Here is a 25,964-nt window from a genome sequence, read left to right as displayed (position 1 = left end):
GCCGCTTTAAGCGGCTTTTTATATCTTTTTAAGCTCAAAAATGAATGAGGGCTAAATGTTTTCGGCCTTTTCTTCTAATAAATCATTTTGATAATGAACACAAATCATTGATAATATTAATGGAAGATATAGTTATTTCTTAGTCAAAGGGTAAACTAATTTTTTATAAATCGCCTGCTTAAGTTAATGTCATTAACAATGATAGAAGCAATATAAAAACCCTTAGGTAAAAAATCAATATTTATAGATGAATTGCTATGTAAAACTTTACTGTGTAATATTTTTGTTCCTATAACATTATAAATTTCAACATCAATATCGTCTATACTTTTAGGCCAGCTTAGATTTAAACGTGATGAGGCCGGGTTAGGATAAATAGAAATATTCGATAAATAATTTAATTCTTGTATGCTTAGAGTGCCCTCCGAAACAACTGTTATAGTGCCAAACATTATACTGCTATGTGGTTCACAAATAAAATCGGTGGTACCGATTTGATTAAATGTGAAACTAAAATTGATGCCGGGGTTACTTGTGGTTGATCCGCTGTCAAAACTTTCTGTACCACCATCAGAAACTACATTATGAGATCCGCTGGCATACCAATTCCACTCTACTGTATCACCAACTTCAATAGTTCTATCGGTATTTGCATTTCCAGAAGCGGTTGGTGTAGAATTAAAACCCCAATCAATTGTTATGGTTTGGGTAGTTTGTGCTTGTGCACCTAAAAAAAATAGTAGAAATAATAGTAATATTGTTTTCATAGTATTAAAGATTTAATTGTTAATAATTATGGGGCATTGATCTAGTCTGACTTGTTCCAGCAAATCATCGTAACCTATTACACGTCCTTTTATTTTTAGTTTAGAGTTTATTTGTATTTTAGTTTCTAAAGAACCTTCGAATGAACAAAAAACTAAGTCTTCAATGGTAAGATTATATTCGCTTAGCTCAGTTATGTACCCAAGGATTTCAAGAGTATTATTTAAAAATTTTTCTTCTGAAGTGCTTAAATTTTTTAGACTAGAGTTACTTATTTCAGTTGCTGTAAGTATGTATTTTGCTTTTTCTAATTTTATATTCCTATGGTCTTGATAAACATATTGGTAGATAGAGACCCCAACAATGAAAATAAAAATTAAAAAAACCCATTTGCGCATGATTGGAGAATATTAGCACATATTTTCAGCTCCAAATTCCAATCAATACATTCTATGTGAAGTTTAATGTATTTAGTGTCGTAATTAATTATGTAACCTTACAATTAAATATCAATTTGTGCATTATGTAGCTTTATAATCTCCAAATAATTTTCAATTTTAAATTCTGAAGATTTAAATTTATTAGTTCGATGTTTGGCTTGTTCTTGTCGGGTAATACTTCTTGCAAAACGTCTAATTGCCTGTTCCGAATCTAACATGATACCTGGTACTTTGGCATTTTTACCATTTTCATCCTTGGCAACCATAGTAAAATATGAAGAGTTACAGTGTTTTGTTTTTCCAGTTTGAATGTTTTCCGATTCTACTCGTAATCCAATAACCATAGAGGTTCGTCCCGTATAATTTACCGAAGCTTTTAAGGTTACTAATTCCCCAACTTCAATAGGGTTTAGAAAATCAACACGATTTACAGAGGCTGTTACACAATAGTTTTGAGAATGTTTTGAAGCGCATGCAAAAGCTATTTGATCCATTAAGTTTAATATATGTCCGCCATGAATTTTTCCACTAAAGTTGGAGTGCGATGGCAGCATGAGTTCAGTTATGGTTACTTGTGATTCTTTAGGGTGTTTGAACATATTAATTTATTTTATTCGCTTTCTTCAGCACGCTTAATAATAGCTTCAGGTAATGATTTTTTTGCTTTTGCGCCCATTTTTTTCAATTTTTCAACACTAGTGATAAGGTTGCCTCTGCCTTCGACCAATTTATTCATGGCAGCAGAATAATCACTTTTAGCTGAATCTAATTTTTTGCCAACACCCGTTAAGTCAATCACCAAACCTTCGAATTTATCGTAAAGCGCTCCGGCTTGACGAGCAATTTCAATAGCGTTACGCTGTTGTTTTTCATTATTCCACATAGTATCAATAGTGCGAAGTGTTGCCAACAGAGTAGAAGGTGTAACAATTACGATATTTTTTTCGAATGCTTTGTTGTAAATAGTATTGTCCTCATTAACCACAATAGCAAAGGCGGGCTCAATTGGAATAAACATCAGAACAAAATCTGGTGACTCAATATCATATAAATCTTGGTAGTTTTTTGCAGAAAGCTGTTCAACATGTTTTCTAATGGAATTTACATGGGCTTTTAAAAACAGAGGTCTATCATCTTCGTCGGCATTTACAAAACGTTCGTAAGCGGTTAAAGATACTTTTGAGTCAATTATCATTTTCTTACCATCTGGTAATTGTAAAACAACATCTGGCATAACACGAGTATTATCATTACGCGTAAAACTTTGTTGCACGAAATACTCTCGGTCTTTCTCTAATCCAGATTTTTCAAGTACACGCTCTAATACCAATTCACCCCAATTTCCTTGCATTTTACTATCACCTTTTAAAGCCCTAGTTAGGTTAGTTGCTTCTTTGGTCATTTGTTGGTTGAGGTCTTTAAGGCCTAAAAGTTGTTCCTTTAAAGCAGAATGCATGCTAATACTTTCTTTTTGAGATGCTTCAACCTTTTTTTCAAAGCCTTGTATTTTTTCTTGAAGGGGATTTAGAATGTTTTTAATGTTTTCTTTATTCTGTTCAGTGAATTTATTTGATTTTTCTTCAAGAATAGTATTTGCTAAAACTTTAAACTCATTTCTTAATTGTTCTTGGCGCTCTTCTAATTCTTTATCGCGTTTAATGTTTAGTTGCTGAAGATTATCGTATTCTGTATTTTTTTGAACCAATTCTAAATTCAAGGCTTCTCGATCGTCTCTAAACTGGTCACGTTCCCTCTCTAAACTTTCAATTGAGTTTTTTAAATCTGAAATTGTTATGTTAAGTTGATTTTCACGCTCTTCCAGAGCACTCTGTTCACTTTTGCTTTTTAGTTTTGCAATAGTTTTACCAATATAAACACCTAGACTACCCGATATAAGGATGGCAAGAATTAGAATAATACTCTCGTTCATTTAAAAAATAAGTTTACTCAAAGATAATTTTTTAAATGAAGTCATGAGCTTAGTTTATTCTCTAATTTTAGAAAAAAAACTATAGTATGGAAGTATTTATTTCAATATTGGCATCTTCCCAAGCACGATTAAATTCTTCTTTTATGTCTTTAGCCTCATCATCTTTACCCTGTGCTAATAAACTGTTGTGCAAGCCCATAAGGGACCACCCATTTTGCCTTAGGTCTTTTAAATCTTCACGATAAATTTTTTCAGCTTCACTATATTTTTTAGCCTTCATTAAAACAGCACCTAAATTTTGTCTTGGCGGAATATGCCAAGTAGAAGGCTCGTTGTAAATTAATAAGTCTTCCATTTCAACGGCCTTTTCTAAATGAGATATAGCGGAATTGAAGTCTTTTTTTGTGGAAGCAATTTCTCCCGCTACAATTTCGTAGGCTAGATTGGCTATAGTAGTTCCGTTATCAAAACCTGAGGCTATGTTTTCTAAATCTGGATCCTTAATTAATGTTTCAATAGCCTCAAGTTCTTCTTGAGCTTCCTTTAGATTATTTTTTCTAGTAAAAGCTACACCTCTGGTGTAATGCCAAATGAGTTTTAAATATTTAATATCGTCATTTGGTTTCGGATAGGTTAAAATATCATTCCATTTTCCAAAACGTGTGTAAGCTAAAAGTGGGGTTGCGGCAAAACTCTGTAAAAAATGAAGTTCTTTCATTTCGCCAACAGGGACTTTTTCAGCCGTCTTTTTTGCTGCTTCAATGGCTATGTCACTATTCCCTAATAGGCTTGACGCCGACCATAGAAAATGAATATTATGAGGGTAATAGCCCAATGGGTACATACCTTGAGCATAGCATTGGGAAATATAATCTTCATCAGCTAAAATAGCCTTTTGATTGGCGATAACAGCATCTTTATATCGACCTACACGAATGTAGATATGTGAAGGCATATGCACTATATGTCCAGCTGCTGGCATCAAACCTCCTAGTTTTTCAGCACTTGGAACTGCAAGATCTGGTTTTGGGAGCTCCACCATGTGAATATAGTAATGATGGGCTCCAGGGTGATTAGGATTTATCTCTATGGCTTTTTCAAGTGCTGCCTTGGCCTCTTTTATATTTGGTGAAGGATTACCATCTTTATCCCAGTAATTCCATGGAACTGTGTTCATTACAGATGCTGCGTACAATGTTTGAATATCTGCATCATTAGGATAATTGGTGACTACCTTTTCCATAGCTTCCATATAAGCCATGTTTAATTCCGACACCTCAGTAGAGTCTTTAGAATATCTGTTTGACAACGCTTGGATTAGGGCTTGTTCTTTTAAAGTGGCTTTTGAAGCCAATTTACTCGCTTTAGCAATTGCTTCGTTATAATTTTTTTTACGTTCTTCATCTGGGAAAGGATCATTTATATTTGGTCCAAGTACAAAGGCTTGACCCCAATAAGCCATTGCTAAATTGGAATCTAACCTTGAAGCTTCCATAAACGAACGATGTGCCTCGGCATGATTAAAAGCATAAGTTAACCGCAAACCTTGGTTAAAGAACTTTTGTGCCAACTCATTCACTGTGCTTACTTTATAACTATGATCGCCTATATTTTCAAAAAGTGGCGCAATTTGTTTTGTGGTATCGACATCAGTAAGTAAAAATTTTGCAGGTGTGCAACTTATAGCATTAGAACCAATTCTTTTGGGGTATTCAAAATCATCCTTATCATTTAGTAGAAGCATAACAATTGAAAATGTTAATAAGGAAAAAAGTAAGAGACTTAGTTTGGTTTTCATGGTTGAACAGTTTTAAGTTAGTCACAACCATAAGTAGCTATGAGAAATAGGTGTTAGAGGCTTTTGCGCTAATTGATTAAAATTAAGAAATATAAATGAAATAATAAATAAACTTATTTTTTTACTTTAAAGCTGCCTGTTTTTTCATCAAAGACTATGAGGTCTTTAGGAAATAAGGATTGAAAAACACCTTTTGAGATTAAATTACATGGTTCATCAGAAATAACATCCTCGTCGGTCATTACAATTAGATTATCACAAAGCTGGATTGCTAAATCAATTTCATGAGATGAAAAGAGAATGGTTTTACCCGTTTCTTTGGTTAATCTTTGAAGTAGTTTTAATGTATAAGCTTTATGATACATATCTAAATGTGTTGTAGGCTCATCTAGAATAATCAAATCTGTATCCTGTGCAAGTGCACGAGCAATCATCACATTTTGTAACTGTCCATCACTGAGTTCAAAACATTTTTTGTCTTTCAAGTGTTCAATATTGACTTGTGTAATCGCTCGATTCGTAATTTCAATGTCTTCTTTTGAAAGATTGCCAATCCAATTGGTGTAAGGTTGCCTGCCCAATGCCACAAGTTCATAAACTGACAAGTTTTTGGACGCTATAGGCTCTGTTAAAACCAGACTCAAGACTCTAGATAATTTTAGCGGAGAAATGTCCCTTAGTACTTTGTTATTGATAAAAATATCACCTTCAATAGGGTTTTGAACCTTAGTTAAGGTTCTTAACAAGGTAGATTTACCGATACCATTAGCGCCTATTAGCCCTACAAGTTGCCCTTTACTTAATTCAATATTGATATTAGATGCAACAACCGTTTTTGATTTTCTTGAAGTATACCCAACGGATAGATTTTGAGTTTTTAAAATAATATATTGGTTTTTACTATCCATTAAAATATCATCTTTCTTTTTCTAACTAATAGCCAAATTACTACAGGTGCACCAACTAAAGACGTAATAGCATTAATTGGTAAGGTGAATTCGCTATTCGGAAGTTGTGAAATACTATCGCAAATTAACATTACTATGGCACCAAATAAGAATACTGCAGGTAATAATATTTTATGGTTTGAGGTGTTGAATACTTGTCGTGTAATATGAGGAATAGCTAACCCAATGAAAGCTATTGGTCCAGTAAATGCCGTTATAGTTCCAGCTAAAAGACTTGTTGCTATAATGATTAAGAATCTACTTTGCTTGATGTTTAGTCCCAAGCTTTTCGCATAATTTTCTCCCAAAAGCAAAGTGTTTAATGATTTTGTAGAGAGTTTAGCTAGTAAGATGCCTATTACATAAATAATAAGTAGTATAGTTATATCCTCCCATGATAAGTTGCCTAAACTACCAAAACCCCAGAAGATGTATTGTTGCAATTGTTCCGCGGACCCAAAATAGGATAATACACTTACAATTGACGCAGTTATGCTGGCAAACATGAGACCAATAATAAGTATAGCCATGGTGTCTCTAACTTTCAAGGATACTGCTAAAACTGCAAGTAAGACTAAAAAACTACCTAAACTAGCGGCAATAACGATACCCCATTTCGATATAAAAAGCGATGACAAAATGCCTCCAATAAGGCCAGATCCTAATATTATAATAGCTACGCCTAGACTTGCCCCAGAACTTATTCCTAGAACAAAAGGACCAGCCAATGGATTTCTAAACAATGTCTGCATTAACAACCCTGAAACCCCCAATCCTGAACCGACAATTATGGCAGTTAGTGCTTTAGGTAATCTATAATTTTGAATGATGAATTGCCAAGTTTCTTGTTCCGAAGCATTTCCGATAAGGGTATTAAAAATATCTTTTAAGGGGATATATACCGAACCTAAACTAATATTTATAAAAAAACAAGTAACTAATATAACTGTAAGAATTATAAAGGAAATACGGTATGTCTTAATATTAGGCAACTATTTCAAAGGTTTTAGGAAATATGGTTCATAATAATTTAATAGTTCTGGATGACAAATTTTGATGATGTCTTTTAAAACTAAATCCGGTCTTGTCATTCCCAACTCGTAATATAAAACACCTCCAGTTGCGCCTGTTGTATTTGTAAAAGTATATATGTTTTTGTTTTGATATGCATCAAAAAGAATATGGTTTTCATTACCATTTTTAAGACTTTGATAACTTGTGTAATTTGAAGGGTTTAACCATATGTCGGCTTCTTTGGCTTTAACAAAAACCGATTCAAAATTTAATTTTAAGCTTCCAGAACCTTCAGTGCTACTCCATAGGTAGTTCACATTGGCATCCTTTAAAAGTTGTGCTTCAATACTGGTTCCATTGGGCAAGTACCATATGTCGTTGTGCATAGCGCCACTTAATACTGTTGGTTTTGATTTTGTGTTTTGAGCTAGTTTTTTTGCCTTTAAATAATCTTCTTCAATTTGGTTAAAAACAGAATCGGCTTCTTTTTCTTTATCATATAAAGCGCCAAAGAATTTAATCCATTCCGCTTTAGCTAAAGGCGAACTTTCCACCCAATCCCCATTAAAAATCACGGGAATTTCAGATTTTTTAATAGTTTCTAAGGAACGGTTTCCACCATCAATACCAAATCCAATAACAACGTCAGGATTCAATTCTAATAGAACTTCGGTATTTAATGCTTCATTTTTACCTAATTCTCTAACCGTGCCGCTATCAATTAGTTGCCTTATAGTTGTGGAAGAAACATAATCTGTTCCAGGAAACCCAACTAGAGTTTGCTCAACATTTAGTAATTCTAACGCCGGAAGGTGAGTTGTTGATGTGCAAATTATATTTTGAACAGGAGTCATTATGATGCCATCATATTCACTCCGTAAAATCGTAGCTTTGGCCGCATCTTCTTTATTAATTAATAAAAATTTGAAGGGTTGTTTGGCATTTGGCCAAGGCATTTTTATCTCTAGAATACTAAAGGTATTAAACTTGGTAATTAAAAATCCCTGAGCATATTTTAATGTAACCTCTTCTTTAACAATTAGAGGTAACTCTTTACTATTTTTTTTGTCTTCTTTACAGGCAAAAGAAATGCTGAAAATAAAAAGTAAGATTAGCTTTTTCAAAATCGAATTTTATTCTTTCAAAAGTAATATTATTTAAAGTTTTAATATAAACATTAAACGGAATGTTTACATTTGCAGCGAAATTTGGTTCTATTCAATTAATATGAATGGATTAAAAGGGAATCTGGTGAGAAACCAGAACTGTTCCCGCAACTGTAAGCTATAAAGCTTCATGTTAACTTCAATGTCACTGTCAATTTGATGGGAAGACCAACATGAAGACGCAAGTCAGGAGACCTGCCATTTTCAAAACAAATAAGTTAAACTTTCGGGATAAAAGTTTGCGTATGATAATCCATGCGATTCTCGAGTAATTATTCATTAAAATGAAAAAAACAAATGTTTTTGGTGTCCTTTGTTTAGGGATATCTATGGTTGGTTTTGCGCAGCAGCAAGTAGATTCAACCAAAGTAGAACAGCTTGATGAAGTTGTAATTTCAGATTCACGATTTGAATTAAAGCGTGAAAATTCCGGTAAAACCGTTATTAAAATTTCTCAACAGGAAATTGAGAGAAATCAAGGCAGAACAATTGGTGATTTAATTAATGCCAAGAGTGGTATTGAAGTTAACGGCAGTCGAAGTGTTGCAGGACAAAACATTTCAAGTTTTGTTAGAGGGGGAAATAACAGGCAGGTGTTGGTACTTATAGATGGTATCCAAATTAATGACCCTTCATTAGTAAATAATGAATTTGATTTACGGTTGATGGATTTAAGCACTATTGAATCTGTTGAGATTGTTAAAGGGGCGGCGAGTACCTTATATGGGAATGCCGCAGCAACGGCGGTAATTAATATTACGACTAAAAAAGCTAGTAAAGATGTGGTTTCGGGAAGCTTTTTAACCGTGATTGGAACGAATCAGACGCAAGATGACTTAAATTACAACGGCGCTAGTTTTACCAATAATGTTTCTATAAATGGAACTTTAAATAAGTTTAGTTATTTAGCTTCCTTCGGAAACCAATTTGTTGATGGACTATCAGCTGCCAAGGCTGAAAACGCAGAGAAAGATTCCTTTTCAAGGTATAATACTAATTTGAAATTAGGTTACGAATTCTGTGATAATTTTGAGATAACTGCTTATGCGAGTTTGGATAAGTTTAAAACTGATATTGATGGTTTCCCTCCACCAACATTTGCTTTTGCCGATACTGATGATAAATATATCTCACAGCAGAAAAGAGTAGGTCTTTCTCCCAAGGTAACGTACAAAAATGGAAGTTTTCAAATAAATGCTGCCTACACAAAAATTGATAGAGAAACCATTTCTGCTTTTGGTTCTACAAATGAAGCGGATAGCTATGTTGTTGATGCCTTTAATAAGTATAACTTTAACGATAAATTTTTTACCATAGTTGGACTAAATTATGGTGATTATAAAAGTTTATTTGTAGAAGAAGAAAGTTTAACAAATACCGATCCTTACTTGAATATAGTTTATGTCTCAAAATCTGGTTTAAATATTAATGCCGGCGGAAGAATAAATAACCATAGTGAATATGGTTCTCATTTTGTATATAACTTAAACCCATCTTATAATGTTTCTGTAAATGAAGGTTATGCTAAAATATTTGGGTCTTATGCAACCTCATTCATTGCCCCAAACTTGTCACAGCTTTTTGGTTTTTTCGGAGCTAATCCAGATTTAGAGCCCGAGGAAAATATTACTATTGAAGGTGGACTCGAGTATAATACCAAAAATGGGTTTCGTGTGAGTGGTCTGTATTTTAATAGAAATGAAGAAAATACTATTGTTTTTGGTAGTGCGTACGAAAATGCTAATACGGATGCTACGGTTCATGGTATTGAGGTTGAGGTGCAACTTTATTTAATTGAAAAGGTATCCGTTTCCACAAACTACACGTTTACGGAAGTAAAAGATGGGGTGCGTTTAAGGATACCTAAACATAAAGCTAATGCGAGTTTAGGATATGATATTTGTGAAAACACTTTTGCTTCTTTAAATTATCAGTTCGTTGGAAGTAGAACAGATACTAATTTTTCAACCTTTACAAATGAAGATTTAAGTGCTTATTCCTTAGTTGATTTATATTTTAGCTATAAAATTATCAATAACAAGTTGAAGCTTTTTGCTAATGTAACAAACTTATTAAATGAAGATTATTTGGAAATACTGGGCTATACTTCTAGAGGAAGAAATGTGAGCTTAGGGTTGAACTTGAATCTGTAAATTCAAAAAATAAATTTAAAAAAGGTTGCTTCAATGTATTTTGAAGTGACTTTTTTATGGAATCAAATCGCAGTACCAAACGCCATATTTCTCATCATCACTTTTACAAATAGGGTCGTCATTAGTTTTTGGCGACTTATATTCACGATATACTTTTTCTCCAATAGAGAATTCAATTGGTTTTTTGAAGATAGGACCATCAAAACAAAAGGTGTGAAACTCGCCATTTTCACCACAAGGATCGACGCCTTTAGGTAAATTTTTAATAAAGTCTTTATCGATTACAGTGCCAACAAAATCTTCATTAAAATATTTTGAGTTGGCACAAACTATTATGGTTTTAAAACCTAAATTTAAAAACTCAGTCAATAGCTCTTTTGTATCTCTTTTCCATAGCGGGTAAATAGTAGATAAATTTTTTGTTGCCAATAGCTTATCTCTATAATCTCTTAAATCTTCTAAGAAAATATCACCAAAGGCGGCATATGTAAAACCTTCTTGTTTTAATCCAGAAACAGTTTTATTCATTATTTTCTCATAAACCGCCATACTTGGCATTTCTGGGAGCTCAATTAAACTAGCAGGAATACCAATAGCATTTGTTTGAGCGACTAAAAGTTCTTTTCTCAAACCATGCATAGAAACGCGATTATAATGTGAATTTACCGTTGTAATTAAATGGTCAACGGAAAAGTGATTATCCTTCAACAGATGATGCAAAGCTAAGGCTGAATCTTTACCAGAGCTCCAGTTGAAGTAGGTTTTGTGATTATTCAAAAACTAATTTATTGACCAATACTTTAGGGATTTTTTTATCGGAGTACATGCCTTTTCTAAATGGAGCAAATTCATTACTGTCTGCATCAACGTCTAAGAAGTTTAAGTTATTAGATTTCGCATTAGACGATTTCCCGGTTGCTATTATTTGCGAAATGGCCTCTGCAAGAAGTGGTTCATCAATATCTCCTAGAACGCCCATATTAGTAAACTGTTCGCCTAGTTCTATATCTGGTGTGAGACCATTAAAATAATCGGTAACACCATTAATATTTATGGTTTTATAAACTAAAGGTTGCATAGCATAAGTATGTGTTGGGTCAGCTCCGTCGCGACCAAAATCTTCAGAATCATATACGGTTCTTGATGCTTGGTATTTTCCTGATGTGTTGGTGCCAATATGCACGACGTTGATGTAAGGATCTAAAGAATTAATAACTAACTCACTGGCAGAAGCACTACTTCTAGTAGCTAGAATGAATACACGATCAAGATTTAAGCTATTTAAACTCATACCATCTTCGTTATCTATATATCTGTTTATTAAAAATTCTGGATCATTATCTTCTATTGCAGTTTGAATCTCGGCATTCCACTCCTCTGTATTATGGACTTGTCCAGTAAACTGACCAGTAATTAAACTTGAAAACAAAATAGCTTTAGAAACAAAACCTCCTGGGTTGTATCGCAGATCAACCACCAAATCATCAATTCCGGAGTTTTTAAAAGATCCAAAGACGTCATTAAGTTGTTGAGAACTTCCAGTAAAACCATTATACATTAAATATCCAATCTTCTTTTCACCAGTTTCAACAACCTTATTAATAAAAATAGGATTTTCAATATATTCTTCTTTAACTAAATCTACAGATTCTGAAGTTTCCTCTATAAAGTCGTCTACAGAAGTGTTGGTTGTTCCATTATTGTTATAAACTCCAAAATTAATAGTGTAACTCGACAGTCTTAGTAAATCGTAATTATTGTCTGTAGATGAGTTGAAAAAGAGTTGTGTCCCATTAATACCGTAAAAAATGTCACCTCGTTTAATACCATTTCTTTCAGCACTTGTTTCAGGTAACACATGAGTTACTACACCATAGCGGTTAGACTCTCCAGACCTTAATGGAGCCAGAAGGTACTCCATGCCATTAGTAGCCGAAATATTCTGGAAAGACTGTTCTAAGGCAATATAATCATCAGTTATCCAACTGAATCGATCAACCGACTGTCTTTGAAAAATAAGACTTTCGAACTGTTCTTCGGGGGATGAAAAGCTATTTAAATACTCTCCATATTCACCATTGGAAGAAAAGCGATCATTTGCAAGATCGGGCACATTATCTTTATATAAGTAGAAAATGTTCATGCCTTTCCATACAAAATCATTTAGTTGACTTGCCGAAATGGCGTTATCATCATTATCTTCAAAGCAGCTTGTAAAAAGTAAACAAGCGACTGTAAAGACTAATAGGGCTTTATAAATTTTCATAGCTTTTTAATTACGTAACACTTAGTCTTTAAAACCCTAAATTTACTTACAATATTGTGCAATAAAAAATTTTTGTAACAAATTAGGATGTTGTTCGTCGTAATATCAAATAGCAAGAATGAAGCTGTTTAACTAAACCCAACCAAAAATGACTCAAAGTGAGTTTTTAAATATTGTAATGCCTTTTAAAGATAAGGTCTTTAGGTTAGCAAAGCGATTATTAGTTTCGACTGAAGAAGCAGAAGACGCCACGCAAGAGGTTCTGTTGAAATTATGGAATAACAAAGCAAAAATTGCTGAATATAAGAATGTTGAAGCATTTTCGATGACGATGACCAAGAATTTTTGTTTTGATAAGTTGAAGTCTAAACAGGCACAAAATTTGAAAATTGTGCATAGTAATTACGAAGACAAACAAACGACTTTGCAAAAGCAAGTTGAATTAAATGACAGTGTTAATTGGGTTGCGAAAATTATAGAAGATTTACCAGAACAACAAAAAATGATAATTCAATTACGAGATATAGAAGAATACGATTTTGACGAGATTGCTAAAATGCTGGATATGAATAATACAGCAGTTCGTGTAAACTTGTCTAGAGCAAGAAAAACAATAAGAGAAAAATTAACTAATACGCATAATTATGGTATTAAATAATATAGAAAAATTACTCGAAAGGTACGAGAACGGAGAAACATCGATTAAAGAAGAGCAAGTGTTGAAAAACTATTTTTCCAGCGACACTGTGGCACCGCATTTAGAAATGTATAAACCTATGTTCAACTATTTTTTGGTAAACCAGCAAGAACAATTTACTAAAGACATTCCATTAAACACTAAACGTAAATTTAATTACAAATGGATTTCGGTTGCGGCAGTAACAGTTCTTATGGTGGGGCTCTATTTTGGTAAATCATTCAATAATGATTTAGGAACTTATAGTGAATCTGAAAAAGAGTTGGCTTATAATGAAGTTGTTAAGTCTTTAGAAATGATTTCAGGTCATTTTAATAAAGGGACTTCAACAGTAGCTTATCTAAACGAAGTGGAAAAAGGAACCTCCGCTTTAGGGTATCTAAATGAAGTAAATAAAGGTACTTCAACATTGGGATATCTAAATGAAATTGATAATTCAACAGGAATAATTTTTAAAAACTAACATGTACTGATCTTTCATCAGTAAAAAAATCAAAAAAAATGAAAACTTTAAATAATTTAAAAACAAGAACAATGAAAAATAGATTAATAGTATTTGTAATGGCAGTTATGTTATTGCCAATAACAGGAATGGCTCAAAAAAGTGTTTTTGAGAAGTACAGTGAAAGTCCAGATGTAACTTATGTAAACATTAAACCTAAAATGTTTCAAATGTTAGCAAAGATGGGTGTTAATATTGACGACCCTGAAGCTAAGTCGTACATGGAAATGGTAAAGAGTATTACTAGTTTTAAAACTATTGTTACAGATAATAAAGGGATTTCATCGGATATATCTAAATGGGTAAAATCACGTTCAAGTTCTTTAGAAGAGTTAATGGAGGTTAAAGATGACGGTACCGAGGTTAAATTTTATGTGCAGGAAGGTAAAGATTCGGACCATGTAAAGGAACTTTTAATTTTTGTAAGCGGCATTGATAAAGCAATGAATGGTAAAGGCGTAGAAATTAATGGTGAGAATCGTAATATAGAAACTGTAGTGGTGTCGCTTACTGGGAACATCGATTTGAATGAAATATCTAAGCTTACCGATAAAATGAATATCCCTGGAGGTCAGCATTTAGATAAAAAGGAATAGTATTTTAAAACATCAATCTTAAAATGAGCAGTTGTGATATGCTGACGAAACAAATCATTCGTCAGCATATTGTAATTGTTAATCAAAAAATAATCAACCAATGAAACCCATATTCAACTACATAACTTTAACGGTTTTAATAATTACAATTTTTACTAGCTGTAACAGTGGTCCAACATTGCAACGCTATTTTGTGGATAGTCAAGAGTCGGCAAATTTTATCTCACAGGATGTTCCACTTTCCATGGTCAAGATAGACGATTCTCAGTTTACTGAAGATCAAAAAGAAGCCTATAATTCTGTAAAGCGATTAAATTTTTTAGGGTACAGAGCAAATGAATCAAACGTTGAAGAACTTGATGCTGAAGTAGCCATTGTAAAAGAAATTTTGAGCGATTCTAAATATCAAGACTTAATGGAATTTAGTGATAAAGGAAACAAAATCGTTGTAAAGTATATAGGTGATGATGATGAAGCAGATGAGGTAATTATCTTCGGAAGTGCGAAGGAACTAGGTTTTGGTGTTGTTAGGATGTTAGGAGACGATATGAGCCCAGATAAAATGGTGACTTTGGTTTCTGCCCTAAAAGATGCTAATGTAGATGAGTCTAATGTTCAGGATATTATGAATTTTTTTAAATAGATTATAATATTAATGTAAAAAGGTTTGCTTAATAGCAAACCTTTTTTATTCTTCATTTCCAGTTGAGTCTTCCTTTTTTTTTACCTTATTCATTGTGTAAACCAGATTACCCACAATAGTTAGAAAAATTATAGTTATCACAGTTAAGACAATAAAATTATTAAGAATGTTCAATACGCCACTTACAAAAATGACAGTGGCAAGTATCCCACAGAGTATTAAAGATTGTTTATCTGTTAACATGCTTAAATTCCTGTATAGTTACTTGGTGTTATTTGTTTTAACTCAGTTTTAATCGCATCAGATACTTCTAGTGTATCTATAAAATTAGAAATAGAATTCTGATTAATTTGTTCGTTGGTTCTAGTTAATCCTTTCAGTGCCTCATAAGGGTTTGGATAACCTTCGCGACGCAAAATGGTTTGGATTGCTTCAGCTACAACAGCCCAATTATTTTCTAAATCTTCAGCAAATTTTCTTTCGTTTAATAAAAGTTTATCTAATCCTTTTAATGTAGATTTAAAACCGATTAAGGTATGTCCAAATGGAACACCAACATTACGCAGAACCGTACTGTCTGTTAAATCACGCTGCAATCTTGAAACTGGAAGTTTCGCCGATAAATGTTCGAAAATGGCATTAGCAATACCTAAGTTTCCTTCAGAATTTTCAAAATCAATTGGGTTTACTTTATGAGGCATCGCAGAACTGCCAACTTCTCCAGCTTTTATTTTTTGTTTAAAATAGTCCATAGACACATAAGTCCAAATGTCTCTGTCTAAATCAATAATAATGGTGTTGATGCGTTTTAAAGTATCAAACAAAGCAGCCATATGGTCGTAATGCTCAATCTGTGTTGTAGGAAACGAATGTTGTAAACCTAATTTTTCTTGAACAAAACTACTTCCAAAAACTTTCCAATCAATATTTGAATAAGCAACATAATGCGCGTTGAAATTTCCAGTAGCACCACCAAATTTTGCAGCACTTGGAATATCGTTTAACAAATTAAATTGTTCTTCTAAACGTACTATAAAAACTTCAATCTCCTTTCCAAGACGTGTAGGAGAAGCTGGCTGTCCGTGGGTTCTAGCCAACATAGAAATAGCTGCCCAATCCTTAGATAAGATTTTTAGTTTTTCTAGAACTGTAAAATATTCTGGAACATAGACATCGTTCATTGCCTCTTTAATACTCAGAGGAATGGCAGTGTTGTTTATATCTTGAGAGGTTAATCCAAAATGGATAAATTCCTTATATTCAGATAAACCTAGAGTATCAAATTGTTCTTTAATAAAATATTCAACCGCTTTAACATCATGATTGGTAACACTTTCAATCTTTTTAATAGCAGAAGCATCCTCTGCTGAAAAATCTTTATAGATTGCTCTTAAATCATTAAAAATGCCATTATCAACCTTCTCCAATTGTGGTAAAGGAATTTCGCAAAGCGCAATAAAATATTCTATTTCAACTAAAACACGGTATTTTATTAAAGCTTCTTCAGAAAAATAAGGGGCTAATTCATTGACTTTGCTTCTATAGCGACCATCTATAGGAGAGATGGCATTTAACGCAGATAACGACATAATTTTGTTTGATTTTTTCAAGTTCCAAAGATAGAAAAGAAAGTTTGAAGCACGAAGTTAGAATACCTAACTTATTACTTTTTAATTTTTTTCAAAATATGTCTTGCACGTGCTTTAAAACCGGAACTCTGCAAGTGGAAATCGCGTTCCAAAATTAAAGCTAGTTCTGGATGTACCCAGTCATATTCTTTCCCAAGTAAAAATAAGGTGTTCATAGAGTATGCTTTAGGTGCAATTTTTTCATCATTAATCATGTAGTCAAAACAGGTTTCTATGATGCGCTCTTTATGTGTTTCCGTTAAAATCAGTTTTATATAATTGTCCGTTTTACTCGTATAAGCCTTTGCAAGAAATTCACATATTTTTGCAATTGGACGAACAGCCGAATCTAAATGAACGTTTTTAATATTTGCTGTAAATGTATCTAAATAAGGTGCTATGATGGTTATATCTTCATTACACATAAACTCAAAAACCCATGTTGCACGAGGTGAAATTTTATCATCTACTCTAAATAGAATATCTAAAAGACTTGGAATTAAATTGGGCTTTTCCTGTAGCATTTTTGAATAATACAAACGCTTTTCTCTGGAATGATTTACATAATTTAATTCGTTATAGAGTTGCTCTGTAGTCAAATGGTTTTCTTATTTTTAAATCTTAAAATAATACCGATGAAAATAATAAAAAAAATCCTCATACTACTTCTCATTGTTCTAGTTGTTGCGCAGTTTTTTGGACCAGAAAAGAATCAAGGTGATTTAGCCACAATTGAAGCTTTTATGAATGAAACAAATCCGCCTGAAAACGTAAAGATTATTTTAAAAGAAACTTGTTTTGACTGTCATAGTGACTTTACGAGATATCCATGGTATTCAAAAATTACACCTGTTAATTATTGGATGGAAGATCATGTTAAGCATGGAAAGAAGCATTTTAATGTATCTAATTGGGAAGGTAATTCTGTAAAGCGAAAAGATCATAAGTTTGAAGAGCTTATAGAAATGGTTGAAGACAAAGAGATGCCCTTAAATAGTTATATTTGGATGCACAAAGAGGCTAATCTTTCTGATGACGACATAAAAGCTGTTATAGACTGGGCAAAAGGTGTTCGAATGAAATATAGTTTGGTAAAGCAGCCAGAATAATTTGATAACCTAAAAAAACGTATCACGTGCTAAAGCAATTTTTGATTATTGGTTTTGTTTGGCCAGAACCAAAAAGTTCTGCTGCAGGTACGAGAATGCTACAATTAATTGAAGTCTTTCGGCTAGAAGGATACAAGGTAGTCTTCGCTAGTCCTTGTTCTAAAAGTGATAACGCATTTAATCTAGAAGCTATAGGAGTTACTCAAGTTTCTATTGAACTGAACAACGCTTCATTTGATGATTATATAAAACAACTCAATCCAGAGATTGTTATGTTCGACCGTTTTATGATGGAAGAACAATTTGGCTGGCGGGTTACAGAGCATTGCCCAAAAGCTTTGAAAATATTAGACACAGAAGACTTACATTGTTTGCGTAAAGGAAGGCAGCAAGCTTATAAAGAAGGTGGCGTTTTTGATAAAACTTATTTGTTAAGTGATGTTGCAAAACGCGAAATAGCCAGTATTTACCGTTGCGATTTGAGTTTGATAATCTCGGAGGCTGAAATGGCAATTTTAAAACAAGAGTTTAAAGTAGACGAATCTTTACTGTTGTATTTACCATTTATGTTGAATTCAATTTCAGATGAAGAAAAAAGTAAACTTCCCAAATTTCAAGAAAGAAATCATTTTTTAACCATTGGTAACTTTTTACACGTACCCAACTATGATGCTGTGTTGTATTTAAAGAATACTATCTGGCCTTTAGTTAGAAGACAATTGCCTTCTTCAGAGTTACATATTTACGGAGCCTATGCGTCCCAGAAAGTGAATCAGTTGCATAATGAAAATGAAGGTTTTATTGTCAAGGGATTCGCTGAAAATGTGGATGACGCAATGCAATCGGCCAAAGTTTGTTTAGCACCTATTCGATTTGGAGCGGGTTTAAAAGGAAAACTTGTCGATGCCACGATAAATGGAACACCGTGTGTTGTATCTTCAATTGCAGCCGAAGGGATATATGGTAATTTGGAAGCCAACGGTTTTATTGAGGATCATCCAGAAGATTTTGCGAATAAAGCCATACAGTTATTCCAAGATGAAAGGTTATGGAATACTAAACAGCAACATGGATTTAAAATTGTCAGTCAACGTTTTAGTAAAGCGAATTTTCAAAAAAAGTTAGTTGAAGGAATCAATCAAATAGGTAATAACCTTACAAGACACCGCCAAAATAACTTCACGGGACAAATGCTACAATATCATAGCTCACAAAGTACTAAGTATATGAGTAAATGGATTGAGGAAAAGAATAAATAGTTCTTTCATGCTATCAAATCCAGCTTCTTTGCTTGGAATTACCAAATAATCCGCCTATCTTTAAGGGGCTAGCAACCAATCAATTAATTTCTAATGACTCAAAAAAAAGTTTGGTCTAGGAGACAATTCTCCAAGGCCATTATCTCTGCCCAAGTATTACTTGCATCTGGCGCCTTGACGTTTCCGATAGCATGTAAAATAGACAAGAAAACTCAACAGAATGCTTTATTGCTCGAATCGGAACTTGAAACATTGAAATATGCTATGGATGAAATTATTCCGAAAAGCATTAAAATGCCTTCAGCATCTGAAGTGGGAGGAATAGATTATATTTTAAATATTCTTGATGAATTACCTGATTTATTGCCTGTGTTTCAAAGTACTGTGAGTAACCTCGAAAATATTAGTTTGGCTAAATCAAATAAAGCCTTTTCCGAAATAGAGAAAGACAATCGGGTAGCAGTTTTAAAATATTTAGAAAAAGATAGCCCTGACTTGTTTGGCGTACTTCGAAATTTCACTTACGAAAGTTATTATACGAGTCCCAAGGTTTATGAATTAATAGGTTACGAGCCACATCCAACGGGTACCATGGGACCTAAAATGGAACCTTTTGATGAAAAATTGTTAGATCGTGTGAAGACAATGTCACCAATGTACATAAAAATCTAGCTGTTATATGAAAAGCGAAGATATAGATGTTTTAGTTATAGGTGCGGGTGCTGCTGGTGCCGCTTTGTCATGGAGTTTGACGGAAAGAGGAGCTAAGGTTGTTTGTTTGGAGCAAGGAGGATGGATTGACCCTTCTACATTTCCTTCTTTGAAACCAGATTATGAAACACATCTTACTAGACCTAGAGACTTTAGTCTAAGTCCCAATATGCGTAAATTAAAAGAAGATTACCCAGTAACTACAGCTGGTGAAAATCCACCTTTTATAATGATGTACAATGCAGTTGGAGGATCTACAATACATTGGCAAGGTATTTTTCCTAGATTTCATCCATCCGATTTTAAAGTTAAAACTTTAGATGGGGTAGCAGATGATTGGCCCATTTCTTATAAAGATTTAGAACCTTACTACGATTTTAATGATAAAATGATTGGGGTTTCGGGGCTTTTGGGAGACCCCGCCAATCCTCCACGTTCGCCAAGACAGACACCACCACTACCAATTGGTAAAATGGGAAACACTTTAGTCAAGGGTTTTGAGAAATTGGGTTGGCACTGGTGGGTGAACGATCAAGGTATTATTTCAAAAGCCTATAAAGATAGATCGCCATGTATGCTTCATGGTAAATGTATGTTTGGTTGCCCTATGGGAGCAAAGGCTACTACAGATCGAACCTATTGGCCATTAGCAATTGAAAAAGGAGCCGAAATACGAACTTGGTCCCGAGTAAAAGAAGTTATGGTAGACAAAAACGGCAAAGCAAAAGGAGCCATTTATTTTGATAAAGAAGGGAACACCCAAGAGGTTAAAGCTAAAGTCGTGGTGGTATGCTGTAACGGTATAGGAACACCACGTTTATTGCTAAATTCTAAATCCAATTTGTTCCCAGATGGTTTGGGTAATAGCAACGGTATGGTTGGTAAAAATTTCATGGTGCATCCAAATTTATTTGTTACAGGTATATTCGAAGAGGTAATGGATAGTCATATAGGACCTATGGGCAGCCCTTTATTTAGTCAGCAATTTTATGAAACAAATGAAAATCGCGATTTCGTTAGAGGTTATATGTTGTATGGAGAACGAACCTTTGGACCATTATCCCAATCGGGAAGTATACCATGGGGAGAAAAACATCACGATTCATTTGGTGAAATATTTCCACACCAAGTAGGGCTCACAGTTTTAGCAGATGATTTACCTGAAGAAACCAATACTGTTACTTTGGATGACACAGAAGTAGATTCCAATGGCATTGCTGCTGCAAAAGTGACCTATTCACTTTCAGAAAATTCTAAAAAAATGTTAGATCATGCTGCCCAAAAGGCAACTGAGGCTCTTGAAGCTGCTGGTGCTAAAAAGGTTGTGGTTCCAGCCCCATCAAATATGGCACATTTAATGGGAACGGCAAGAATGGGAACTAGCGACAAGAATTCTGTTGTTGATGCCACCAATCAAGTACATGGAGTACCTAATTTATTTGTTGTAGATGGTAGTTCATTTACTACGGGTGCTGGTGTTAATCCTACCTCGACCATTATGGCATTGGCGTTGCGAGCAGCGGATAAAATTTGGGAACGAAAAATGGAGTGGTAAAAGCCCTATTTCGAAACATAATCAATAAATCTCTTAATACCAATAGTTGCTTTTTCTGCAATAACGGTTAGATTTTTATTGCTTTCTATGTTTGGCTTGGGATCAATAAAATAAGTTGGGGTATTTTTTGGAACGTAATGCATCAAGCTTGCTGCTGGATAAACTTGCATGGAGGTACCTATAATTATTAGAATATTGGCTGTTTCACAAATGTTGACAGCCTTTTCAATCATGGGTACATCCTCACCAAACCATACAATATGTGGTCTTAATTGATGCCCTTTTTTACAAAGATCCCCGAGAACTAAATCGGTTGTCCAATCTAAAACGTCATTTTTATCAAGAGTACTTCTAACCTTTAACAATTCACCATGTAAATGAATGACATTAGTGCTTCCCGCACGTTCGTGTAAGTCATCGACATTTTGTGTAACAATAGTGACTTGATAATTTTTTTCAAGATAAGCTAAATCAATATGGGCTTGGTTGGGTTCTACCTCAAATAATTGACGGCGTCTTTGGTTATAAAAGTCCAAGACTAATTCTGGATTGGAAGCAAAACCTTGTGGCGTTGCAACTTCCATCACATCATGCCCCTCCCAAAGTCCATTAGCATCCCTAAAGGTTTTTATACCACTTTCGGCACTCATGCCTGCTCCAGTGAGAACAACAATGTGTTTTTTCATATTATTCGTCTAATAAATCGGGACGTCGCTCTTTAGTGCGCTGGTAAGCCTGTTCTTCTCGCCACTTTTCAATTTCAGGAAAATTGCCACTAAAAAGAAGCTCTGGCACTTTCCATCCTTTATATTCTCTTGGTTTGGTATATATTGGAGGAGCTAATAAATTATCTTGAAACGAATCCGTTAGAGCAGAGGTTTCATTACCTAAAACCCCAGGAATTAATCTAATAATAGCATCACACAAAACAGCAGCACCTAATTCGCCTCCAGACAGGACATAATCGCCAATTGAGATTTCTTTAGTAATAAAATGATCACGTACGCGCTGGTCGACGCCTTTGTAATGGCCACAGAGAATTATAATATTTTCTTTCAATGAAATTTGATTAGCAATACTTTGATTCAACGTTTCTCCGTCTGGGGTCATATAAACGATTTCATCATAATCACGATACGATTTTAAAGCTGAAATACATCTGTCAATGGGTTCAATCATCATTACCATACCAGCACCACCTCCAAATTGGGTGTCGTCTATAGATTTATAATTGTCGGTTGTGTAATCTCGTAAATTATGAAAATGAACTTCTACCAAATTTGCCGCTATTGCCCGTTTTAAAATAGAGGCTTCAAATGGACTTTTTAATAACTCTGGCAATACGGTTATGATATCTATACGCATAATGTTCTTTGTGAAATGCAAAGATAATTTAATTGCTTGGTATATTTAAAGACCAAAAAGGATGTATTTATAATAAAAAAGGTTGTTTAATACTGTTAAACAACCTTCAAGAGAATACATTTTGTTTTTTAGGCAGAATTAACATCGTGAGTATATTCCTTTAAATTATTAAAAGTGTATTCTTTACTGTGTTTCATTTTTTGGAATAAGTTTTCATTTACAGATACTGGTATTTTTAAATTTGGAAACTTGATAAGGTAGAAGTCCCCCTCTTTACCAGCGAAGTTGACTTGTAGAGGTCGCTCATTCATAACTTTAAAATTAAAAAATTAAACCATAAAATATTTATAGAATTGTAGTCAAAAAGTATTCCATTGGACATTGAATTCATTAATGGTTACTTGGGTTATAGTTCAAGAAGACTACTACTGTCATATTTTCATAATGTTTAATGTAACTGTCAGTTTACTAGCTCTTTAAAATGAATTTTTGACAGTTATTTGTTAAAGCTAGCATTAAAAAGAGGTCTTTATAGTAGAATTTTATTTTGGTATTTTATTTGCTATTTACTTGATGAAATAATGTTTAACTTAAATTTTTAATGTCATGAGTAATTTAGTTTCGATACCAAAAAATGGAAGTTTAGCAAAAACAAAAGCGAATGCTATTAAAGGCTTCCCATTTGTGTCCTCATTTTTTGATGATATGTTCTTAGAAGATTTCCCTTCTTTATTTTCTTCAAATTTTAATGCTGGAGTGTCTTTACCTAAAGTAAATATAAAGGAAACGGAAGATTCTTTTCATGTGGAAATGGCAGTGCCGGGTATGAAAAAATCTGATTTTCAGATTAATTTAGATGAAAATGTTTTATCTGTTTCAACAGAATTAGAAGAAGAGAATGAAGTCAATGAGACGGGTTTTACCAGAAGAGAATTTGGATATTCTTCTTTTAGAAGAACTTTTACGCTGCCTGATACTGTTGATGATAACAAAATCCTCGCAGAGTATAATGAAGGTATATTAAGTATAAAGCTTCCAAAAAAGGAAGAGGCAAAGAAAAAACCTGCCAGAACTATTAAAATTTCTTAAAGTATTATAAAAGGCTTACAACACGTTGTAAGCCTTTTTATTTAATGATTAAGCGCCTTTTTGCTTGTTTATTTCGTCTTGCAATTGGCGTCTTACTTTTTGTTCGCGTTCGAGTGCTGTTTTGCGATGTTCGTCAAATTCTTCTTCGATTTCGGCTAATGCTTTTTTAGCACCTCTAGTTACCGAGTTGCTATTCTTAAACTTGTAAATAAATAGAATTAGAAGAGCCAAGAGCACCCCAATAATTGTCCACATAAGCATATTATATCCTGTCTTACTCATTTGCAAGCCAAATAACGCCATGTTATTCTTTTCGGTGTTAGTTTTTTCTAAATCGTTTTGTGTATTCGATAAGTTTGATTTTAAATCTGCAATTTCTTTTGCCTGAGTATCTACTATGGCCTGAGTTTCAGCAAGATTTTTATGAACTGTTTTTAAGGAATCAATAGTATGTCTTCTCAAGGTTAGCAACGTACTAAGCTTTACGGCTTCATAAGCTTGCCCATTTACACCTTTAAAATTACCAGACTTTCTTAATACATACTCGAATTGATTATCTATGGTGCTATTATCTAACGATAATGTTTCTTCTTCTTGATTTGTTTGTGCATTTGATGTTAAAGTAGAGGCAAGTACAAAAACAGCAAGGGTTAAATACTTAAGGTATTTCATTTAGGATTGGTTTATTATGGTTGTTTTCCGTTTACGAATTTATAAAATATTGTTTACTAAATGATGTATGTTCAACAAAAAGCCTCACTTAGTGAGGCTAATTTATATACGAACAAAAATGTTTTTTAGATTTCGCCTATTAATAATATGTGTAACGTCTAACTTTAGCAATATATTTTGCAAGCCTTATAACTTGATGACTATAGCCATATTCGTTATCGTACCATATATATAACACGACGTTTTTCCCATCTGGTCTTATAATCGTTGCTTTGCTATCATAAATAGATGGGGCAGAGGACCCTACAATATCGCTAGAGACAAGTTCATCGCTTAATTCATATTTAATTTGTTCTACCAAATCACCCTCTAGAGCATACTTTTTCATAATGGTATTAATGCCATTTAAAGAGGCTTTCTTTTCTAGTTCTAAATTTAAAATGGCAAGAGATCCATTTGGAACTGGAACACGAATAGCATTTGAGGTAAGTTTACCTTCTAAACTAGGTAGAGCTTTAGATACGGCTTTACCTGCACCTGTTTCTGTAATAACCATATTAAGTCCAGCGGCACGACCACGACGGTATTTACTATGAAAATTGTCAACTAAATTCTGATCATTGGTGTAAGCATGAATAGTTTCTAAATGTCCACTCTTTACGCCAAAAGAATCTTCCATTACCTTTAAAACTGGTGTAATGGCATTAGTTGTGCATGATGCAGCGGAAAATATATTAACGGAATCTGGATTGTTTTCAAAATGATTAACACCATGAACAATATTTGGTACACCTTTTCCTGGAGCAGTTAATAAAACCTTGGTTACTCCTTTAGACTTTAAGTGTCTACTTAAGGCTTTGTTATCTCTAAAAGCACCAGTGTTATCTATAACTAAGGCTTTTTGAATATTGAACTTGGTATAATCAATATCCTCTGGTGCATTTGCAGAAATTACATTTACAGTAGTTCCATTAATAATTAAGGCGTTGTTTTTAGAATCTACAGAAACAGTTCCAGAAAAATCACCATGTACTGAATCGTTACGTAATAATGAGGCTCTTTTTTCAAGAATCTCTTCATTAATTGCGCCTCTGGTTACAATAGCTCTAAGGCGTAATTGACTGCCTTTACCAGTTCTTGCCATAAGTTCGCGAGCAACTAAACGACCAATTCTACCAAACCCGTATAAAATGACATCTTTGGGTTCAATCTTTCCATTTTTATTCGCATCTTTTAGTTTTTGAGCAACAAATGCCGTGGCATTACTATGCTTGTTATCCTCTAAATGATACTCGTAAGTGAGTTTACCAATATCTAATTTGGCAGGTGGAATATCAAGGGTTTTAATGGCTTGAGCAATTTCTACAGAATCAAAAATTGAAATGGGTTTTTGAACAAACTTTCCAGCATAATCGTGCAGGTTTAAAATTTGGCTTACGTTTCTATCAATTAATTGATTTCTGAAAATAACAAGTTCAATAGACCTGTCGTACCACAAGTCACTAACTGTTTTAATAAATTCTACAGTTGCGCGCCTGCGGTCTGCTTGAAATGATAATTCTTTCTCGTAAGTTTTGTTAAAAGACATTCCTTAATGTTTAGTGTGTTGTTTGAAAAATTTTGGCAAAATTACCATATTTCAAACGTTTTCGTAACGTA

Annotated in this window: 27 protein-coding genes and 1 riboswitch; of the genes, 10 read left to right on the top strand and 17 right to left on the bottom strand. The window is 33.6% G+C overall.

Annotation, left to right across the window (positions count from 1 at the left end; genetic code table 11):
• Positions 1-155: 155 nt before the first annotated feature.
• From FEF17_RS01210 to FEF17_RS01175, 8 genes are all read right to left on the bottom strand, one after another.
• On the bottom strand, positions 156-767 hold the full coding sequence (locus tag FEF17_RS01210; protein WP_139000541.1) for a T9SS type A sorting domain-containing protein: 612 nt from the start codon (positions 765-767) through the stop codon (positions 156-158).
• A gap of 12 nt (positions 768-779) precedes the next feature.
• Positions 780-1,163, bottom strand: a complete 384-nt coding sequence (locus FEF17_RS01205) for a hypothetical protein (protein ID WP_139000540.1) — start codon at positions 1,161-1,163, stop codon at positions 780-782.
• 104 nt (positions 1,164-1,267) lie between these two features.
• Entirely contained in the window at positions 1,268-1,804 is a 537-nt protein-coding gene (locus tag FEF17_RS01200) for an acyl-CoA thioesterase (protein WP_139000539.1), read from the bottom strand.
• An 11-nt stretch (positions 1,805-1,815) separates the two neighbouring features.
• Positions 1,816-3,135, bottom strand: coding sequence for a DNA recombination protein RmuC (locus FEF17_RS01195; RefSeq protein WP_139000538.1), 1,320 nt, complete (start codon positions 3,133-3,135; stop codon positions 1,816-1,818).
• A gap of 79 nt (positions 3,136-3,214) precedes the next feature.
• Positions 3,215-4,933, bottom strand: coding sequence for a tetratricopeptide repeat protein (locus FEF17_RS01190; RefSeq protein ID WP_139000537.1), 1,719 nt, complete (start codon positions 4,931-4,933; stop codon positions 3,215-3,217).
• Positions 4,934-5,046: 113 nt separating this feature from the next.
• Entirely contained in the window at positions 5,047-5,841 is a 795-nt protein-coding gene (locus tag FEF17_RS01185; protein ID WP_139000536.1) for an ABC transporter ATP-binding protein, read from the bottom strand.
• On the bottom strand, positions 5,841-6,872 hold the full coding sequence (locus FEF17_RS01180) for a FecCD family ABC transporter permease (protein ID WP_139000535.1): 1,032 nt from the start codon (positions 6,870-6,872) through the stop codon (positions 5,841-5,843). Before FEF17_RS01180 ends, FEF17_RS01185 begins: the two co-directional genes overlap by 1 nt.
• On the bottom strand, positions 6,873-8,018 hold the full coding sequence (locus FEF17_RS01175; RefSeq protein ID WP_139000534.1) for an ABC transporter substrate-binding protein: 1,146 nt from the start codon (positions 8,016-8,018) through the stop codon (positions 6,873-6,875).
• A gap of 68 nt (positions 8,019-8,086) precedes the next feature.
• Positions 8,087-8,277, top strand: a riboswitch (cobalamin riboswitch).
• A gap of 67 nt (positions 8,278-8,344) precedes the next feature.
• Between FEF17_RS01175 and FEF17_RS01170 the strand changes: the two genes are divergently transcribed.
• Positions 8,345-10,213, top strand: coding sequence for a TonB-dependent receptor plug domain-containing protein (locus tag FEF17_RS01170; RefSeq protein ID WP_139000533.1), 1,869 nt, complete (start codon positions 8,345-8,347; stop codon positions 10,211-10,213).
• Between the two features lie 54 nt (positions 10,214-10,267).
• Here the strand turns inward: FEF17_RS01170 and FEF17_RS01165 are convergent, their stop codons facing one another.
• Complete coding sequence (locus tag FEF17_RS01165; protein ID WP_139000532.1) at positions 10,268-10,990, bottom strand: Dph6-related ATP pyrophosphatase; 723 nt, start codon at positions 10,988-10,990, stop codon at positions 10,268-10,270.
• Positions 10,983-12,479 (bottom strand): GFO_1087 family putative carboxy terminal peptidase, encoded by a 1,497-nt coding sequence (locus FEF17_RS01160; protein WP_139000531.1) that lies wholly within the window; start codon positions 12,477-12,479, stop codon positions 10,983-10,985. The genes FEF17_RS01165 and FEF17_RS01160 overlap by 8 nt, the downstream gene beginning before the upstream one ends.
• Positions 12,480-12,627: 148 nt before the next feature.
• Between FEF17_RS01160 and FEF17_RS01155 the strand changes: the two genes are divergently transcribed.
• The 4 genes from FEF17_RS01155 (at position 12,628) to FEF17_RS01140 (ending at position 14,917) form a co-directional block, all read left to right on the top strand.
• The gene (locus FEF17_RS01155; RefSeq protein ID WP_139000530.1) at positions 12,628-13,137 is read left to right on the top strand and encodes an RNA polymerase sigma factor; all 510 of its coding nucleotides are present in this window, start codon (positions 12,628-12,630) and stop codon (positions 13,135-13,137) included.
• A complete protein-coding gene (locus FEF17_RS01150) occupies positions 13,124-13,639 on the top strand; it encodes a PG0215 family putative anti-sigma factor (protein WP_139000529.1) in 516 nt (171 codons plus the stop codon). The genes FEF17_RS01155 and FEF17_RS01150 overlap by 14 nt, the downstream gene beginning before the upstream one ends.
• Before the next feature lie 71 nt (positions 13,640-13,710).
• Positions 13,711-14,274 carry a DUF4252 domain-containing protein gene (locus FEF17_RS01145; RefSeq protein WP_139000528.1) on the top strand — a complete coding sequence of 188 codons (564 nt, stop codon included), beginning with the start codon at positions 13,711-13,713 and terminating at the stop codon, positions 14,272-14,274.
• A 100-nt stretch (positions 14,275-14,374) separates the two neighbouring features.
• Positions 14,375-14,917, top strand: coding sequence for a GFO_1091 family lipoprotein (locus tag FEF17_RS01140; protein WP_139000527.1), 543 nt, complete (start codon positions 14,375-14,377; stop codon positions 14,915-14,917).
• Positions 14,918-15,162: 245 nt separating this feature from the next.
• Here the strand turns inward: FEF17_RS01140 and purB are convergent, their stop codons facing one another.
• Entirely contained in the window at positions 15,163-16,506 is a 1,344-nt protein-coding gene (purB, locus tag FEF17_RS01135; RefSeq protein WP_139000526.1) for an adenylosuccinate lyase, read from the bottom strand.
• A gap of 74 nt (positions 16,507-16,580) precedes the next feature.
• A complete protein-coding gene (locus FEF17_RS01130) occupies positions 16,581-17,069 on the bottom strand; it encodes an adenylosuccinate lyase (RefSeq protein ID WP_344736608.1) in 489 nt (162 codons plus the stop codon).
• Between the two features lie 111 nt (positions 17,070-17,180).
• Between FEF17_RS01130 and FEF17_RS01125 the strand changes: the two genes are divergently transcribed.
• The 4 genes from FEF17_RS01125 to FEF17_RS01110 all read left to right on the top strand — a co-directional run bounded on the left by FEF17_RS01125 (position 17,181) and on the right by FEF17_RS01110 (position 21,179).
• Complete coding sequence (locus FEF17_RS01125; protein WP_139000524.1) at positions 17,181-17,654, top strand: heme-binding domain-containing protein; 474 nt, start codon at positions 17,181-17,183, stop codon at positions 17,652-17,654.
• Between the two features lie 26 nt (positions 17,655-17,680).
• Positions 17,681-18,913, top strand: coding sequence for a glycosyltransferase family 4 protein (locus tag FEF17_RS01120; RefSeq protein WP_139000523.1), 1,233 nt, complete (start codon positions 17,681-17,683; stop codon positions 18,911-18,913).
• 93 nt (positions 18,914-19,006) lie between these two features.
• Complete coding sequence (locus FEF17_RS01115; RefSeq protein WP_139000522.1) at positions 19,007-19,585, top strand: gluconate 2-dehydrogenase subunit 3 family protein; 579 nt, start codon at positions 19,007-19,009, stop codon at positions 19,583-19,585.
• 7 nt (positions 19,586-19,592) lie between these two features.
• Positions 19,593-21,179 carry a GMC family oxidoreductase gene (locus FEF17_RS01110; protein ID WP_139000521.1) on the top strand — a complete coding sequence of 529 codons (1,587 nt, stop codon included), beginning with the start codon at positions 19,593-19,595 and terminating at the stop codon, positions 21,177-21,179.
• 5 nt (positions 21,180-21,184) lie between these two features.
• Here FEF17_RS01110 and FEF17_RS01105 read toward each other — a convergent pair whose 3' ends face one another.
• The 3 genes from FEF17_RS01105 to FEF17_RS01095 form a co-directional block, all read right to left on the bottom strand.
• Positions 21,185-21,865, bottom strand: a complete 681-nt coding sequence (locus tag FEF17_RS01105; protein ID WP_139000520.1) for an SIR2 family NAD-dependent protein deacylase — start codon at positions 21,863-21,865, stop codon at positions 21,185-21,187.
• A 1-nt stretch (position 21,866) separates the two neighbouring features.
• Positions 21,867-22,544, bottom strand: coding sequence for a tRNA (guanosine(37)-N1)-methyltransferase TrmD (trmD, locus tag FEF17_RS01100; RefSeq protein WP_139000519.1), 678 nt, complete (start codon positions 22,542-22,544; stop codon positions 21,867-21,869).
• A gap of 128 nt (positions 22,545-22,672) precedes the next feature.
• A complete protein-coding gene (locus tag FEF17_RS01095) occupies positions 22,673-22,855 on the bottom strand; it encodes a hypothetical protein (protein WP_139000518.1) in 183 nt (60 codons plus the stop codon).
• 295 nt (positions 22,856-23,150) lie between these two features.
• On the opposite strand from FEF17_RS01095, the gene FEF17_RS01090 reads away from it, so the two are divergent.
• On the top strand, positions 23,151-23,633 hold the full coding sequence (locus FEF17_RS01090; protein ID WP_139000517.1) for an Hsp20/alpha crystallin family protein: 483 nt from the start codon (positions 23,151-23,153) through the stop codon (positions 23,631-23,633).
• A gap of 48 nt (positions 23,634-23,681) precedes the next feature.
• Here FEF17_RS01090 and FEF17_RS01085 read toward each other — a convergent pair whose 3' ends face one another.
• Positions 23,682-24,305, bottom strand: a complete 624-nt coding sequence (locus FEF17_RS01085) for a tRNA (guanine-N1)-methyltransferase (protein WP_139000516.1) — start codon at positions 24,303-24,305, stop codon at positions 23,682-23,684.
• Between the two features lie 139 nt (positions 24,306-24,444).
• Positions 24,445-25,893, bottom strand: a complete 1,449-nt coding sequence (locus FEF17_RS01080) for a glyceraldehyde-3-phosphate dehydrogenase (RefSeq protein ID WP_139000515.1) — start codon at positions 25,891-25,893, stop codon at positions 24,445-24,447.
• Positions 25,894-25,964: the final 71 nt, after the last annotated feature.

The organism is Hyunsoonleella aestuarii, assembly GCF_006148925.1.
Taxonomy (GTDB): domain Bacteria; phylum Bacteroidota; class Bacteroidia; order Flavobacteriales; family Flavobacteriaceae; genus Algibacter_D; species Algibacter_D aestuarii.
Note: the sequence above shows the minus strand (reverse complement) of the source record. Positions and strands in the feature narration are given on the sequence as shown.

Coding starts and splice junctions, on each gene's coding strand:
- FEF17_RS01210 (WP_139000541.1), bottom strand. CDS start 767: ATGAAAACAATATTACTATTATTTCTACTATTTTTTTTAGGTGCACAA.
- FEF17_RS01205 (WP_139000540.1), bottom strand. CDS start 1,163: ATGCGCAAATGGGTTTTTTTAATTTTTATTTTCATTGTTGGGGTCTCT.
- FEF17_RS01200 (WP_139000539.1), bottom strand. CDS start 1,804: ATGTTCAAACACCCTAAAGAATCACAAGTAACCATAACTGAACTCATG.
- FEF17_RS01195 (WP_139000538.1), bottom strand. CDS start 3,135: ATGAACGAGAGTATTATTCTAATTCTTGCCATCCTTATATCGGGTAGT.
- FEF17_RS01190 (WP_139000537.1), bottom strand. CDS start 4,933: ATGAAAACCAAACTAAGTCTCTTACTTTTTTCCTTATTAACATTTTCA.
- FEF17_RS01185 (WP_139000536.1), bottom strand. CDS start 5,841: ATGGATAGTAAAAACCAATATATTATTTTAAAAACTCAAAATCTATCC.
- FEF17_RS01170 (WP_139000533.1), top strand. CDS start 8,345: ATGAAAAAAACAAATGTTTTTGGTGTCCTTTGTTTAGGGATATCTATG.
- FEF17_RS01160 (WP_139000531.1), bottom strand. CDS start 12,479: ATGAAAATTTATAAAGCCCTATTAGTCTTTACAGTCGCTTGTTTACTT.
- FEF17_RS01155 (WP_139000530.1), top strand. CDS start 12,628: ATGACTCAAAGTGAGTTTTTAAATATTGTAATGCCTTTTAAAGATAAG.
- FEF17_RS01150 (WP_139000529.1), top strand. CDS start 13,124: ATGGTATTAAATAATATAGAAAAATTACTCGAAAGGTACGAGAACGGA.
- FEF17_RS01145 (WP_139000528.1), top strand. CDS start 13,711: ATGAAAAATAGATTAATAGTATTTGTAATGGCAGTTATGTTATTGCCA.
- FEF17_RS01140 (WP_139000527.1), top strand. CDS start 14,375: ATGAAACCCATATTCAACTACATAACTTTAACGGTTTTAATAATTACA.
- purB (WP_139000526.1), bottom strand. CDS start 16,506: ATGTCGTTATCTGCGTTAAATGCCATCTCTCCTATAGATGGTCGCTAT.
- FEF17_RS01130 (WP_344736608.1), bottom strand. CDS start 17,069: ATGCTACAGGAAAAGCCCAATTTAATTCCAAGTCTTTTAGATATTCTA.
- FEF17_RS01125 (WP_139000524.1), top strand. CDS start 17,181: ATGAAAATAATAAAAAAAATCCTCATACTACTTCTCATTGTTCTAGTT.
- FEF17_RS01115 (WP_139000522.1), top strand. CDS start 19,007: ATGACTCAAAAAAAAGTTTGGTCTAGGAGACAATTCTCCAAGGCCATT.
- FEF17_RS01110 (WP_139000521.1), top strand. CDS start 19,593: ATGAAAAGCGAAGATATAGATGTTTTAGTTATAGGTGCGGGTGCTGCT.
- FEF17_RS01105 (WP_139000520.1), bottom strand. CDS start 21,865: ATGAAAAAACACATTGTTGTTCTCACTGGAGCAGGCATGAGTGCCGAA.
- trmD (WP_139000519.1), bottom strand. CDS start 22,544: ATGCGTATAGATATCATAACCGTATTGCCAGAGTTATTAAAAAGTCCA.
- FEF17_RS01095 (WP_139000518.1), bottom strand. CDS start 22,855: ATGAATGAGCGACCTCTACAAGTCAACTTCGCTGGTAAAGAGGGGGAC.
- FEF17_RS01090 (WP_139000517.1), top strand. CDS start 23,151: ATGAGTAATTTAGTTTCGATACCAAAAAATGGAAGTTTAGCAAAAACA.
- FEF17_RS01085 (WP_139000516.1), bottom strand. CDS start 24,305: ATGAAATACCTTAAGTATTTAACCCTTGCTGTTTTTGTACTTGCCTCT.
- FEF17_RS01080 (WP_139000515.1), bottom strand. CDS start 25,893: ATGTCTTTTAACAAAACTTACGAGAAAGAATTATCATTTCAAGCAGAC.